We start from the raw sequence: 14,167 nt of genomic DNA on the forward strand, positions 1-14,167 counted from the left end.
ATTTTTAAAATTTAAAAAAATAAAATAAAAGTTCTTTATCTATGTTTTATTATTTATACTTTAGGTATAATTATAGGATTGTTTTCTAAAATAAATTATAATACAAATATTGATCCAAAAAAGCTTTTTATTATGGATGTATTTGTTCATAATATTTTTAATTTGAGTTTAATTTTAATATTTGGATTAATTACTTTTGGAATTGTTAGTAGTTTAATGCTTTTAATAAATGGAATATATTTTGGTGTTACCATACATTTTATTTTTTTAAAGTACAGTTTTTCACTTTTATTTAAAGGGACTTTTTTTCATTTATTTTTTGAATTGACTGCAATATTCATGACAACAGCTATATCTTTTTCTTTTTGGGATTTTTTTAAAAAAAAAGAAAAAGATAAGAAAGTTGTGTTATCAGAAATTATTATTGTTTTTTTGATATCAATTTTATTATTATTTATTTCTGCAATAATTGAGTGTAAAATTTCATCAGTTCTAGTGAGGAGTTGAAAAGTGTGTTACCAAAATTAGAAGTTGAAAATTTAAGTTTTTCATATGATAATAAAACTTTTATTTTAAAAAATATAAATTTAAAAGTATATCCAGGAGAATCAATTTGTATAAAAGGAGTTAATGGATGTGGAAAAACGACATTTCTAAAAATATTATCAGGATTAATAAATACAAAAAATATTATTAAATTCAATGGAAAAGAAATAAAAAATTTCAAAACATATAAAAAGAAAATTTCTTACATTCCAGATAAACCGTACTTATATGAAGAACTCACTGGAAAAGAAAATATAAATATGATAATGCATTTATGGAATGAAAACAAAAAAGAATATTTAAAAAAAATTTCTTTTTTATCAAATATGTTTGAAATACAAAAAGATTTGAATACTATAGTAAAAAATTATTCTTTAGGTATGAAAAGTAAATTATACTTAATTGCGATGCTTGCTAGAAATACAGAATTGATGCTTTTAGATGAACCTTTAACTACATTAGATATTAAAAGTAGAAAAAATATAGAAAATATTCTCTATAATAAGAAAAAGGAAGGTATGAGTATTATTTTTGTTTCACATATGAAAGAAATACAAAAAAATTTTTCTGATAGATTCTTTTATTTTGAAAATAAAATTTTGAGGGAGGAAAAAGAAAATGTTGAACTTTTTTAAAGAAAATAAAAAATATACTATTTTCTTTGTTATTTTAACCGTTATTTTTGCAGTGCTTTTTTTCATTATTAAAAATGATATTTATAGATTTTTGTCTTTTATTGTTTATTCTGTTGTTGGAACACTATCTTTTAAGTTTTTTTCAACAGCCAAAGCTATTAACACTGTTAAAAAGGGGGATATAAATGAAAACAAAAAATGATGGTTGTTTAACTTCTTTTCTTGTGTTTATAATAGTTATTTCTGGTATTGCTCTTCTTATTAATATAATATTTATTAATAATCCATCATTAAATTTATCTGTTTCGCATACATTAGTTATGAATAATTTAATTTTAACTTCTCTTCAAATAGTTGCAGCATTATTAATGCTTATGAGCGAAAAGATAGGCGTATATATGTATATATTTATAGGTATTACAAATGCAATTATAACTTTTATATTTGGAAAAAATTTAAAAATGACTTTAATATCTATTGCTTTTTTAATGATTCCGTATATCATATTATACTTTTTACTAAGAAGAAATAAAAAAATGAATAGTGCAAAAAATATTGATTAATGAGTAAAATGTTTTTTTTATTAATAAAAAAAGTAATCCAAGAATAAAATTGAAAAATGGGAAAGGAAGGAAACACACACTCTTTTTAAGTGATAAGATAATACATAGAAAATCCCTTTGAAGAGGAATGTTTAGTATGGTCGGAGAGAAGTTCTTTTTGTTATATAAATTTTGTTCAAAAAACATCCATTCAACAAATCCTCGTCCCCTCAAAGTGGCATTTTTTAACTTAAACATTATATTATAATATACTCCTCTTATAGAACTATTGTATTCCTTTTATGAAAAAATTATTGAAAAACTAAAAAATAGAATATATACATTAAATTTTATAATTTTTAATTAAATTATTTGGCTACTTGACATGGATCAGTTCATAATGATCCTTGTTTTTTTATGTAACTTTTAAATGAAAATTTTAAATTATGTGATTTTTCACATAATTATTTAAGAAATAATTAAGTAAAAAATGATATAATTAAATGATTTTTATTAAAGGAGGATTTATATGAAAAAAGTATTTAGTTTTTTTGTTATTTTTTTAGTTTCTCTAATGACTTTTTCTATTGGAATAAGTGATTTATTTATCGAAGCTCAAAAAACATTGGGTGATTATAAAATTTCAGTAATGGATTTTGAACTTGCCAATATGGATTTTGAAAGGTCAAAGATAGAATCAATTAATAAAAAAACAGAGTTAATGGGTAATTTAAATTATTTTAATGCAACTTCTTCTTATTTGAATTCTTTAAATAAATTTTATACGGATGTTAGTAATAGATTATTTAATGTAATTAATAGTGAATTATCTGTATCTATGAGTGAAGTTCAAAAAAACAATGCAGAGATTGATTATAAAAATAATAAAGCTTTGTTTGAAAAAGGATTGATAACAGAAGATACATTAACTCAATCAAAAATATCTTTAAATGATGTAGAGATAGATTTACAAAATAAAAATTTAAACTTTGAAAATGCAATGAATGATTTTACAGAAGCATCTTCTATGGATTATAAATCAATTGAAGTTAAATTGTATGATCCTAAAAAAATTTTTAAAACGGATGAAGAGTATTTAAGTAATAATTATTCTTTAAAAACAACAAAAATTTCCCTTGAAATAGCACAATATGACTTAGATAATCTTCCATCTAATGCTTCTGAATATGATAAAAAGAGCTATCAAATAAAGGTTGAAAAAAACAAAATAAACTTAAATAGTTTAAAAAATACATTAATAAAAACACATAAAAATACAAAAAATAGTATTACATCTACTTACAACACCTTAAATAACTTAAAAGAAAAAATGAAGTTAAAAGAAAATGATTTTATGGATGCTCAAAGTAGATACAATAAAGGGTTAATTTCTGAAAAGGAATTGAATACATCAAAAATATCTTTCTTAAGTTCAAAATCTTCTTATTATAATACTTTAAAGAATTATTATAATTTGATAATAAATTATATTTTAGATTTCAATGAAAAACCGGAGGAGGTTTTAAATTGAAAGTAAAATTAACTTTATTGATAATTTCTCTTTTAACAGTTTTATCTTTTTCTAACTTTAATGATTTATATTTAAGGAACTTAAACACTTCTACTTACTTAAAAAGTAAAGAATCATTAGATGTATCCATACTTTCTTTAAATAAAAAAGAAAACTTTTGGAGTCCTTATTTATCATTAAATACAGGATTTGGTGGAATATCTTTTGATAAAGATGGGCTAAATAAAATGAACTTTTCAATAAAAGCAAACTTTTTAGAACTTTATGGAAGTACAATTGGATTAACTCTTCCATTTTCAATAGATGCAAAAGATAATTGGAAGTTTGATTCTGATTTAAAAAACTTATCTTTAAGCTTTACACGTAGTTTGGCAAAAGAGCCAGAAGTTGAAATGTTGAATGCAAAATCAAATTATTATAATTCACTTTATTCTTTTAATAATTATAAAACATCTATTTTTATAAAAACTATAAAAGATATTTTTTCAAAATACTATATAATTAATAGTTTAAAGTTAAATAAAGAAGAACTTCAAATTCAAAAAAATAAATATAATTTTGAAACTGATGAAGATAAAAAGGAAAGTTTGAATATTCAAATTCTTCAAAGAGAGAAAATAATTAATTCTTATGAAGTTCAGCTTAAATCACTTTCTGAAATAGATGAATCTTTGTATGAAAGTACTAAAAAATATGTTGGAAATTTAGTTGAAAATTCAAAAGAATCAACAATAGTGAATAGATATGATTTAAAGGCTATAAAGTTATCAACAAAAGCAAAAGAACTTCAAAAAAATAATTGGTTCTTACCTTATTTACCAGATATGAGCATAAATATAAGTATTTCTGATATTAATAATTTTAACTGGAGTATAAGTATTTCATTTGATTATAGTATTTTTGATAGGGGTGAAAGATTAATAGCAATAAATTCAAGAAAAATAAATTCAAATGAATACTCTTATGAAGAAGCTTTAACTACAATAAATAATAATATAAATACCTTAAAAGATTCAATAATTAATTCTGAAATAGATATTCAAATTTCTAAAATAAATATAAAAAATGCTCTTGAAGATTATAATAATAAGAAAAAATTATCTGAAAAAGGATTTATATCTAAGGATGATTTTAATTTATTTAAAGTTGAATATGAATTGAAAAAATTAGATTTAGAAAAAGTTAATAATGATATGTTGATAAATAAATTAAATCTTTTAAAAGAATATGGGTACTTTCAAAATTCAGAGGTGATAAAAGTTGAAAAAATCGATTAAATGGTTAATTATAATAGTAACTTTAGTGGTATTAATATTTTTAATAATAAATGCCTTAAATATAAAAAAAGAATCTGGAAATGTGCAAACAGATAAAGTTTCTACAGCGCTAAATAATATTTCTGTTGAATACAAAGTAAAGAAAGACAATATAGGAGATTATATTGAAGTGAGTGGTAATGTAACTGCAGAAACAAGAAGAATAATTTCTGAGGTTTCTGGTGAGGTTATGGATGTTTATGTTGAAAATGGAGAAAAAATAAAGAAAGATCAAAAGATGGCTAAGTTTGAAGATATAGATTATAGAATAAATTATTTGAATAAATTGAATACTTATGAACTAGCTGTGAATGATGGAGAAAAAATAAAAGAAATAAAAAAATTACAATTAGATCAAGCAAAAAAAGACTTAGATAATACAATTTTAAAGTCTCCTGTTGAAGGAATTATAAGTAGTGTTAATATAAGTGTTGGAGATGTTATATCAAGAAACTTTGTATCATTTACAGTTGTAGATAATAATAGTTTAAAGATAGAGGCTTCTATAGATGAGATTGATTTACCAAAAATAAAGGTTGGAATGAAGGCTTATGTTGAATTTGAGCAATTACATGTAAAAATTCCTGCTAAAGTGAGCTTGATAAATCCCGTTGCAGTAAATGCAGGTGGAATAGTTGTAATACCTATAGAGTTAAAGTTTGAAGATAATCCATTAAAATATGGAATAATATCTGGTTTAACTTGTAATGTAAAATTAATAACTATGGAATTAGATAATTCTATTGTTATTCCAGTAAATTCTTTAATAAAAGGTAAAGATGGAAATGAATATGTTTTTAAGAAAACATCAGAAGGACGCGAAAAAGTTCCAGTTATAACTGGTCAAAAAACTGAAAAGTTTGTTGAAATAAAAAATGGTTTATCTGAAGGAGATACAGTTTTAATAATGCCAAGTAAAGAAGAAATAAATAGATTAAAAGAAAAGTATGCGACACCTAATATAAGAATAGGTACTGGGAAGAGGCCAAAGAAATGAAAGTAATGCATTTAAAAGATATATGGAAAATTTATCAAATGGGAAAAATAGAAGTTAATGCATTGAGAGGAGTTTCACTTGAGGTAAATGATGGAGATTTTGCAATAATAATTGGCCCTTCTGGAAGTGGAAAGTCTACATTACTTCATATTTTAGGATGTTTGGATAGGCCAACAAAAGGAAATGTTTTTGTAGAAGATAAAGAAGTTTCAAAAATGACAGACTCTCAACTTGCAAAAATTAGAAATCAAAAAATAGGGTTTGTTTTTCAAAAGTTTAATCTTTTAGGAAGCATGAGTGCACTTGAAAATGTTGAACTTCCAATGATTTATGCTGGTAAGCATTTAAAGGAAAGAAAAAAGAAAGCAAAAGAATTATTGGAACTTGTGGGACTTGGAGATAGGTTGAATCATAAACCAAATGAACTTTCTGGAGGACAACAGCAAAGGGTTGCAATAGCAAGAGCTTTAGCAAATGATCCATCTTTTTTACTTGCAGATGAGCCTACTGGGAATTTAGATTCAAAAAGTGGGGAAGAAATATTAGAAATATTTCATACCTTGCATAAAATGGGAAAAACTCTTGTAATAGTAACGCATGATCCGGAAATGGTTTATGAAGGTAATAAAACAATAAAGCTTTTTGATGGACAAATAGAAAAAGCAGAGGTGAGAGATTTTGGAAATATTAAGAGAAACATATAGATCTCTATTCTCCAATAAACTCCGAACATTTCTTTCAATGCTTGGAATAATAATTGGAATAACTTCAGTAATAACAGTTATGGCACTGGGAGCTGGTACAACTGAAAATATAACAAATAGTGTATCTTCTCTTGGATCTAATGTTATGATAATTTTTCCAGGATATTCAGGAGGACGTGGTGGAAAAGTTGCAAGTTCTATGAATTATCTTGAAAAATCAGATGCAGAAAATATAGCTAATTATGCAGAAGATGTTATAAGAGCAACGCCTGTTTTACAGTCTAATTTTTTAGTACAAAATGGAAATTTAAATATAACTTCAACAATAATGGCAGGTAATCCTGAATTATTTAATATTTTGAATTTAAATATTGATTCTGGAAGAAGTTTTGTTGAAGACGATTATGCAAATGTAAAAAATTATGCAATTATAGGATATACTACTGCAGAATCTTTATTTGAAGGAAAAAATCCAATTGGGGAAAAAATATATTTAATACAGAAAAATTCAAAATTATTTAGAAAAATTCCTTTTGAAGTTATAGGTGTTTTAAAAAAAGCAGGAAGTACTTTAATGTTTAATACAGATAAGACAATTTTTATTCCATATAGTACAGCAGATGCAAGACTCTTTAAAACAAATGGAAAAGCATCTATGATATTGGCTTCAGGTGTTTCAAGTGAAAAATCTTTAGAAGCACAAATGGAAGTTGATTTTATATTAAACAATAAATTTGGAGATGATACATCTTATCAAATAATGAGTCAAGATTCGATGTTAGAAGTAATAGGGCAAATAACTGGAGTAATGAATTTTATATTAATTGCCATAGCAGCTATTTCTTTGGTGGTTGGTGGAATAGGAATTATGAATATAATGCTTGTATCTGTTTCAGAAAGGACAAGAGAAATTGGAGTTAAGATGGCACTGGGAGCAGGGAGAAAAAGAATACTTCTTGAGTTTTTAACTGAAAGTATTGCTATAACTTTTATTGCAGGATTAATAGGAATAATTTTAGGAAGTCTTTTATCCGCTGGAATATCATCACTTGCTGCAAATTTAAATTTAAAAGCAATAATTAGTTTAAAATCAATATTAATAGCCTTTGGTGTTTCAGCATCTGTTGGATTATTCTTTGGAATATATCCAGCAAATAAAGCTTCAAAATTGAGTCCAATAGAAGCATTGAGATATGAATAAAAAAAAGAGCGATTTAATCGCTCTTTTTTTTATTTTATTATTCTTCAATAATGATAGCTTGAACTGGACATGAATCAGCTGCATCTTGTACACAAGGTGCTTCACTTGCTCCTTCTATAGCAACTGCTTTTCCATCGTCTTGAATAGCAAATGCGTCAGGGCAAAGATTTTCACAAACACCACAACCTATACAAGTTTCTTTTTCAACGAATACTTTCATTAAAAACACCTCCGAAATATATTTGAAAAGTCCATAAGTATTATACCATATTTTTTTATTAAATCAAATTATTTTATTGCTTTAACCAATCTATCAACTAAGTCCATTCCGACTCTCCATTGTGCTTCTTTTGTAGTTGCTCCAATATGAGGAGTTGCTACAACATTAAAATTCATTAATTTTTCATATAGAAAACCCTTTGGTGGTTCATTTTCATAAACATCTAACCCAGCACCAAAAACTTTTCCATTTTCAAGATATTTTAACAATGCTTCTTCATCTACAATGCCACCTCTTGCAGCATTTATTATTACAACTCCATCTTTCATAGCTTCAAATTGTTTGCTTGAAATCATATGGTATGTTTTATCATTTTTAGGCACGTGCAATGAAATTATATCAGCATTTTTATAAATTTCTTCAAGACTAACTTTTTCAACATTGTATTCTTTTAAAACTTCTTCTGGAATATCAAAAACATCAAAAACAAGTACCTTTACTCCAAATCCAGAAACTAATTTTGAAAGTAATTTTCCAATGTTTCCAAATCCAACTATTCCAAGTGTTTTACCTGTTAATTCAAGTCCTTTTAATTGTTTCTTTTCCCATTTACCTTCTTTAATGCCTTGAGTTCCTCTTGGTGTATATCTATACAATGACAAAATCATTCCAACAACTAATTCAGCAACAGATAATGAATTAGCTCCAGGTGTATTGATAACTTGTATATTTTTTGATTTAGCTGTTTCTAAATCTATATTATCAAGTCCCATACCAGCTCTACCTATTATTTTTAACTTTGGTGCTGCTTCTATTATATCTTTTGTTACTTTTGTGGCACTTCTTACAACTAAAACATCCATTTCAGTGGCTTTTTCTTTTAAAACTTCTGGTTCATAGTGTTCAACAGTTATTTTAATTTCTGGAAGAAGTTCTTTTAATTTATCTGTAGCATCTTGTGCAAGAGGATCGTTTATGTGAAGCCACATATTAAACACCAGCCTTTAAAAATACTTCTTCAGCTGCTTTTACAGCAGATCCTAATTCAACATTATATCCAGCTTTTTTAAATGCCATTTCAAGGGCACTTAATCCAACTATAACATCAAATTGAGACATGTATCCAAGATGAGCTATTCTGATTATTTTTCCTTTAACGTGGTCTTGACCACCTGCAAATGTAACTCCCCAATTATCTCTTAAATCTTTTACAAGTTTTGCACCGTCAATACCTTCGGGAACTTTAACAGATGTTAAAACATTTCCAGGTCTTTTTGCAAATAATTCAAGTCCCATTGCTTTTACTCCAGCTCTTGTTGCATCAGCCATTAAAGCATGTCTTTCCCAAATATTTTCAATACCTTCTTCGTTCAACATTTCAACAGCTTTTTTAAGTTGATAACCAAGGTTAACTGGTGGTGTGTATGGTGAATCTGGATATTTTTTTATGTAAGCATTTAAGTCAAAGTAGTATCTTGGACTCTTACAGTTTTTAATTACTTCTTCAGCTTTCTTACTAACTGATATTAAAGCAACACCTGGAGGCATCATGAAACCCTTTTGAACACCTGTAACGACAACATCAATATTCCATTCGTCCATTTTCAAAGGTTGTGCCAAAAGTCCAGAGATTGTATCAACAACCATTACAGCCTTTGTATCTTTTACTATTTCTGCAATTTCTTTTACTGGATGTACAACTCCTGTTGAAGTTTCACTCAATGTAGTAAATACAGCCTTTACATCAGGATTTGCATCTAATACTTCTTTAATTTGTTCTGGAGCTACAGCTTCTCCCCAGTTTAATTTTATTTCAATCATATTAGATTCAAATTTTTTACATAAAAGAGCCCATCTTTCACCAAATTTACCAGCGCTAACAACAATTACTTTATCACCTTTTTCAACTAAGTTAGCAACTGCTGCCTCCATTGCTCCAGTACCAGATGAAGAAAGTAACATTACATTATTTTCAGTTACAAATAATTTTTTTGCACCTTCTAAAGCTTCTTTTTGTATAGAAACATATTGAGGTGTTCTGTGATGAATTGTATCTTGTGCACCTGCAAGAAGAACATCAAAAGGTACAGGTGTAGGTCCTGGTGCCATTAAGTAGTTTTTTCTTATCATTTTAGCCATATTTAATACCTCCTAAGAAATATTTTTCATACTCATATTCTACAATATATATTAATAAAATAAAAGTTAGATTATACGAGAAATAAAGAGTTTTTAGTATTTAATTGCTTTTATTTCACTATAAAAAATAAATGCCGTAAGGCATTTATTTTTTATAATAATTAGTTTGATTTTTCCCATTTTTTTTCGATATATACATTGCTTTATCAGATTCTTCAATAGTTTCTTGAAAATTTTCTTGTTCGATATACTCAGTTATTCCTATACTAACGGTTACTTTTACATTATCCTTTAATTTTAATTTTTCAATATCTTTTCTAATTCTTTCTGCTACTTTATAAGTTTCCTCTTTTTTTGTTGAAGGTAATATTATTAAAAATTCTTCTCCACCATACCTAAAAGGCAAATCATAATTTCTAATATTTTCTTTAATTATTGAACCTATGTTTTTTAAAACATAATTACCAAAGTTGTGACCATAAGTGTCATTTATTATTTTAAAGTTATCTATATCCATCATTATTAATGAAAATAATTCTTTACCTCTCTTTGCTTTTGACATTAGTCCATCTGTTATTCTTATTAATTTTTTAAAAGTAAATAATCCAGTCAATTCATCAAGTTCGCTTTCATTTCGTAATTCTATTAAATTTACTAAAAACATGAATAATATGGAAAATGATGTATTTAAACCACTTAATTTATCAAGTTCCATTTTTGAAAATTTTTCATAGTTTTCTAATACTATAAAAGAAGAATTTTTTTCATTTTTGTATATGTAAGAATTTTCTATATTTATTTTATCTTTTGAATTTTTATCTACAGTTCCATAAAAACTATATCCAGAAGGTATTATTGGTTTTTCTAATATAGTGCTTATTTTATTTTTTAAATATTCATTTGAAAAATTCTTTTTCTTTGAATTTACAAGAAATGTTCCCATATTTTGAGTACTTGAATATAGTATTATAGATTCTAAATTTATTATGTTATTAAAATAAAAAAATAATTGTTTATTAAAACTAGAAAAATCAAGTATATATTTAAATAGTTCCATAAATCTTATTTCAATTACACTATTAATGAGAAGTCCTTCCATTAACTTTGAAACTAAATGAAGTGCATCAGATTCATCTATTATTCTTTGATTAGCTCCTTCAAGTGCATATTTTTTATTTTTTGAAATTTTATCCATGTTTTTTTCTAAGAATTTGTATATATTTTTTTCTATATCTGAATTTTTAGATAAAAATTCACTTGCACCAGATTCATGTGCCCAAAATTTATCTAAATTTTCATTTATTCCTGTTAGAATTACTATAGGTGTATTTGAAAAAAGTTCATTTTCTCTTAAAAGTCTACACAAAACATATCCGCTTATTCCAGGCATTATTACGTCAGTAATTATTAAATCTGGTAAAAATTGAAAGGCTAAGTTATAACCAATAGTTCCATTTTCTGCTGTTTGAACAAGAAATTCATTTTTTTCAAAAATATCACTTAGTATAGTTCTCCAAGTTCTTGAGTCATCTATTATTAATACTTTTTTTTTATTCAGATTGGAAATCAACATATTCACCCCCTACTATATTTTATCATAAAAAAATATTTTTTATAAAAAAAAAAAGCAATCTTAAAAAAGATTGCTTTTATGGCACGCCCGGAGGGAGTCGAACCCCCAGCCTACGATTTTGGAGACCGTCGCTCTACCAATTGAGCTACAGGCGTACATACTCATAACGAAATTGATTATACCATATAGATAAAAAAAATTCAAGAAAATTAATGTTACTCTTTCGTTAATGTGTCTGATTTCTTTTTATCCAATGTCTTTTTTTCATAATAAAGGATAAAAATAGAAAAAGTTCCAAATAAAATTATTCCAATATTTAAAGCTGGTGGGGCATTTCCTGTTAATACACCTAACCATCCAAACCCATATTTAAGAAGTTCATAACCACCTAAAATAATGCCTATTAAGGAACTTACTATTATATGAGATGATTTATGATACCATAATTTTATGTTTGAAAAAAATCCATAAAATCCAGTTAATGCAACTACTAACATTGAAATAAAGTAAAAAGTATCATTTGAAAAGTTTATTATTGAAATAAATATTGAAAGTATTATTATTAAAAAAAGTAATGAGTTTTTCATAATATCATTCCTCCAACAAAGTAAACAAAGTTAGCAAGTATGTAAGCAACTATTGTTGTATAAAAAAAAGCAAATATTGGCCATTTATAACTATTCGTTTCAGCTTTAATAGTTCCCAAAGTTGCAAAACAAGGAACATAACCAAGAATAAAAAATAATAATGAAATAGCAGAACGAGGAGTTAAAATAGCACTTAATGAGTTAGTTAAAGTTTCAGAATTAGAATTTAACAAAGTTGTATATGTTGAAACAACAACTTCTTTTGCAGCAACTCCAAATAAAAGAGCTGTATTGGTTATCCAATTCCATCCTAAATGCAAAGTTACTGGTTCAAAAAATCTACCGATAGAAGCAGCAAAACTTTTGTTTATATCAACTCCATTATTTGGAAAATAAGATAAAAACCATATAAATATTGATGCAATTAATATAATTCCTCCAGCTTTTTCTAAAAAATGTTTACCTTTATGCCAAGTATAAAAAGTTAGATTTTTCATTGTTGGCATTCTAAAACGTGGTAATTCAATAGTAAAAGGAATATCTTTACTTTGAGTTACAAATACTTGTAATATTTTTGCAGATATTAATACCAAAAGTATACTTGATGAATATAAAAGTAGCATCACTTCAGCTGCATGTTTTGAAAAAAATGCACTTATTAATACAACATAAACAGGAAGTCTAGCACTACACGAAGCAAATGGAATACTTAAAATTAATGACAATCTTTCTTTTTTATTAGATATAGTTTTTGTAGACATTATTGCAGGTACACTACATCCAAAACCAAGAATTATAGACATAAAAGATCTTCCACTTAAACCAAATTTTCTTACTAATTTATCTACAAGAAAAGCTGCTCTTGGCAAGTATCCAGTTTCTTCTAAAAATCCCATAAAGAAAAATAAAGCAAATATTTGAGGTATAAATACAAGTACTCCGCCTACTCCACCAATAATTCCATCAGATATTAAAGAAGATAACCAAGGTATTTTTATAAAATTTCTTGTTAAATCACTCAACCAACTAATTGCTAAATCCATTAAATCTGATAAAGGAGCTGCTACATTAAAGGTTAATGAAAACACTAAAAATAAAGCAAGAACATATATCATCAATCCAAGAACTCTATGGGTTAAAACATGGTCTAGTATATCCCTTGTTGACCAAGTACGACCATTAGATACTATACAATCTTTAATTAACGAAGATATAAAATTGAACTTCCAATTGTTATACTCTTCTTTTAGATTTTTTAAATTAAATTCTTTTTTTAAAGAGTTTAACAATTCTTTAGGATAGTTAAAATTTTCTCCAGAAAATTCAATAAAATTTACTGCAAGCCATGAAGAAGTGTATGAATTATACTCGTGATATTTACTTATTTTATTTTTAAATGAATATATAAAATCATTTATATTTTTTGTATAATTGAGTTCAAAACGTATGTTTTTTGTATTTTCTGAAACTTTATGTATTTCTTGTAATAACTTTGTTATACCTTTGACTTTTTTTGCTGAAGTTAATACAACAGGAATATTCAATGTTTTTGATATTATTTCTGGATTTATTATTTTTCCTTTTTCTTCTGCTTCATCTATAGAATTTATTGCAAGTATAACTGGTTTATTCATTTCTATTAATTGCATTAATAGAAACATAGAACGTTCTAAATTTAAAGCATCTGCAACGACTACTATTGCATCTGGTGCTTCATTCAAAAAATAATCTCTTGCAACCCTTTCATCTTCACTTTGTGCTGACAATGTATATATACCTGGTAAGTCAATCAATCTAAATTCGTGATTTTGAAATTTGTATGAGCCTATTTTTTTTTCTACTGTAACTCCTGGCCAATTTGCTACATACTGTTTTGTACCAGTTAATAAATTAAATATAGAAGTTTTTCCAACATTTGGATTACCTATTATGGAAACTTCAAAGGCCACAGCCACCACCGCCTTTTTCTTTATTTTTAGAGCATTTGTTTGCTAAAGGACATTCTGAACAAACTGATTTAACCTTATCTATACTTGAAAAATTAATTCCATTTGATATTAAAAATGGTATAATTATTTCTATTTCAGAATTTTTTAAATTAAATTTTTCTGAAATTTGATATAAGCTATTTACTTTTTTTTCTTTTATATAAGATATTACTTTGTTTATATCCATT

The 14,167-nt window shown here is 25.7% G+C and carries 16 protein-coding genes and 1 tRNA gene; 9 read left to right on the plus strand and 8 right to left on the minus strand.

Going from position 1 to position 14,167, the window contains the following annotated elements; genetic code table 11:
• Nucleotides 1-51: 51 nt before the first annotated feature.
• The 9 genes from IGS63_RS04510 (at nt 52) to IGS63_RS04550 (ending at nt 7,472) form a co-directional block, all read left to right on the plus strand.
• Nucleotides 52-507: a stage II sporulation protein M gene (locus IGS63_RS04510; protein ID WP_269777954.1), complete on the plus strand. Its 456-nt coding sequence runs from the start codon at nt 52-54 to the stop codon at nt 505-507.
• A gap of 5 nt (nt 508-512) precedes the next feature.
• Nucleotides 513-1,181: an ATP-binding cassette domain-containing protein gene (locus IGS63_RS04515; protein WP_190615810.1), complete on the plus strand. Its 669-nt coding sequence runs from the start codon at nt 513-515 to the stop codon at nt 1,179-1,181.
• Nucleotides 1,165-1,383 carry a hypothetical protein gene (locus IGS63_RS04520; RefSeq protein ID WP_190615811.1) on the plus strand — a complete coding sequence of 73 codons (219 nt, stop codon included), beginning with the start codon at nt 1,165-1,167 and terminating at the stop codon, nt 1,381-1,383. The genes IGS63_RS04515 and IGS63_RS04520 overlap by 17 nt, the downstream gene beginning before the upstream one ends.
• Entirely contained in the window at nt 1,367-1,744 is a 378-nt protein-coding gene (locus tag IGS63_RS04525; protein ID WP_190615812.1) for a hypothetical protein, read from the plus strand. The genes IGS63_RS04520 and IGS63_RS04525 overlap by 17 nt, the downstream gene beginning before the upstream one ends.
• Nucleotides 1,745-2,252: 508 nt before the next feature.
• Nucleotides 2,253-3,254 carry a TolC family protein gene (locus IGS63_RS04530; RefSeq protein WP_190615813.1) on the plus strand — a complete coding sequence of 334 codons (1,002 nt, stop codon included), beginning with the start codon at nt 2,253-2,255 and terminating at the stop codon, nt 3,252-3,254.
• Complete coding sequence (locus IGS63_RS04535; protein ID WP_190615814.1) at nt 3,251-4,531, plus strand: TolC family protein; 1,281 nt, start codon at nt 3,251-3,253, stop codon at nt 4,529-4,531. The genes IGS63_RS04530 and IGS63_RS04535 overlap by 4 nt, the downstream gene beginning before the upstream one ends.
• Nucleotides 4,515-5,567 carry an efflux RND transporter periplasmic adaptor subunit gene (locus tag IGS63_RS04540; protein WP_190615815.1) on the plus strand — a complete coding sequence of 351 codons (1,053 nt, stop codon included), beginning with the start codon at nt 4,515-4,517 and terminating at the stop codon, nt 5,565-5,567. The genes IGS63_RS04535 and IGS63_RS04540 overlap by 17 nt, the downstream gene beginning before the upstream one ends.
• On the plus strand, nt 5,564-6,271 hold the full coding sequence (locus IGS63_RS04545) for an ABC transporter ATP-binding protein (protein WP_190615816.1): 708 nt from the start codon (nt 5,564-5,566) through the stop codon (nt 6,269-6,271). Before IGS63_RS04540 ends, IGS63_RS04545 begins: the two co-directional genes overlap by 4 nt.
• Complete coding sequence (locus IGS63_RS04550; RefSeq protein WP_190615817.1) at nt 6,246-7,472, plus strand: ABC transporter permease; 1,227 nt, start codon at nt 6,246-6,248, stop codon at nt 7,470-7,472. The genes IGS63_RS04545 and IGS63_RS04550 overlap by 26 nt, the downstream gene beginning before the upstream one ends.
• A gap of 37 nt (nt 7,473-7,509) precedes the next feature.
• Here the strand turns inward: IGS63_RS04550 and IGS63_RS04555 are convergent, their stop codons facing one another.
• The 8 genes from IGS63_RS04555 to IGS63_RS04590 all read right to left on the minus strand — a co-directional run bounded on the left by IGS63_RS04555 (nt 7,510) and on the right by IGS63_RS04590 (nt 14,166).
• Nucleotides 7,510-7,692 carry a ferredoxin gene (locus IGS63_RS04555; protein WP_190615818.1) on the minus strand — a complete coding sequence of 61 codons (183 nt, stop codon included), beginning with the start codon at nt 7,690-7,692 and terminating at the stop codon, nt 7,510-7,512.
• A 68-nt stretch (nt 7,693-7,760) separates the two neighbouring features.
• The gene (locus tag IGS63_RS04560; protein ID WP_190615819.1) at nt 7,761-8,681 is read right to left on the minus strand and encodes a D-2-hydroxyacid dehydrogenase; all 921 of its coding nucleotides are present in this window, start codon (nt 8,679-8,681) and stop codon (nt 7,761-7,763) included.
• Nucleotide 8,682: 1 nt separating this feature from the next.
• Nucleotides 8,683-9,831 carry a pyridoxal-phosphate-dependent aminotransferase family protein gene (locus IGS63_RS04565; protein WP_190615820.1) on the minus strand — a complete coding sequence of 383 codons (1,149 nt, stop codon included), beginning with the start codon at nt 9,829-9,831 and terminating at the stop codon, nt 8,683-8,685.
• A gap of 145 nt (nt 9,832-9,976) precedes the next feature.
• Nucleotides 9,977-11,401, minus strand: a complete 1,425-nt coding sequence (locus IGS63_RS04570) for a GGDEF domain-containing response regulator (RefSeq protein ID WP_190615821.1) — start codon at nt 11,399-11,401, stop codon at nt 9,977-9,979.
• Between the two features lie 82 nt (nt 11,402-11,483).
• Nucleotides 11,484-11,559, minus strand: a tRNA-Trp gene (locus IGS63_RS04575).
• A 60-nt stretch (nt 11,560-11,619) separates the two neighbouring features.
• Nucleotides 11,620-11,991, minus strand: coding sequence for a hypothetical protein (locus IGS63_RS04580; protein ID WP_190615822.1), 372 nt, complete (start codon nt 11,989-11,991; stop codon nt 11,620-11,622).
• On the minus strand, nt 11,988-13,940 hold the full coding sequence (gene feoB, locus IGS63_RS04585; RefSeq protein WP_190615823.1) for a ferrous iron transport protein B: 1,953 nt from the start codon (nt 13,938-13,940) through the stop codon (nt 11,988-11,990). Before feoB ends, IGS63_RS04580 begins: the two co-directional genes overlap by 4 nt.
• Nucleotides 13,930-14,166: a hypothetical protein gene (locus tag IGS63_RS04590; protein WP_190615824.1), complete on the minus strand. Its 237-nt coding sequence runs from the start codon at nt 14,164-14,166 to the stop codon at nt 13,930-13,932. The genes feoB and IGS63_RS04590 overlap by 11 nt, the downstream gene beginning before the upstream one ends.
• Nucleotide 14,167 lies beyond the last annotated feature (1 nt).

The sequence above is a fragment of the Tepiditoga spiralis genome (genome assembly GCF_014701195.1).
GTDB lineage: Bacteria > Thermotogota > Thermotogae > Petrotogales > Petrotogaceae > Tepiditoga > Tepiditoga spiralis.

Bases quoted from the DNA above. Each gene is read 5' to 3' on its own strand.
- IGS63_RS04520 (WP_190615811.1), top strand. From the start codon at position 1,165: ATGTTGAACTTTTTTAAAGAAAATAAAAAATATACTATTTTCTTTGTT.
- IGS63_RS04525 (WP_190615812.1), top strand. From the start codon at position 1,367: ATGAAAACAAAAAATGATGGTTGTTTAACTTCTTTTCTTGTGTTTATA.
- IGS63_RS04530 (WP_190615813.1), top strand. From the start codon at position 2,253: ATGAAAAAAGTATTTAGTTTTTTTGTTATTTTTTTAGTTTCTCTAATG.
- IGS63_RS04545 (WP_190615816.1), top strand. From the start codon at position 5,564: ATGAAAGTAATGCATTTAAAAGATATATGGAAAATTTATCAAATGGGA.
- IGS63_RS04555 (WP_190615818.1), bottom strand. From the start codon at position 7,692: ATGAAAGTATTCGTTGAAAAAGAAACTTGTATAGGTTGTGGTGTTTGT.
- IGS63_RS04560 (WP_190615819.1), bottom strand. From the start codon at position 8,681: ATGTGGCTTCACATAAACGATCCTCTTGCACAAGATGCTACAGATAAA.
- IGS63_RS04565 (WP_190615820.1), bottom strand. From the start codon at position 9,831: ATGGCTAAAATGATAAGAAAAAACTACTTAATGGCACCAGGACCTACA.
- IGS63_RS04580 (WP_190615822.1), bottom strand. From the start codon at position 11,991: ATGAAAAACTCATTACTTTTTTTAATAATAATACTTTCAATATTTATT.
- IGS63_RS04590 (WP_190615824.1), bottom strand. From the start codon at position 14,166: ATGGATATAAACAAAGTAATATCTTATATAAAAGAAAAAAAAGTAAAT.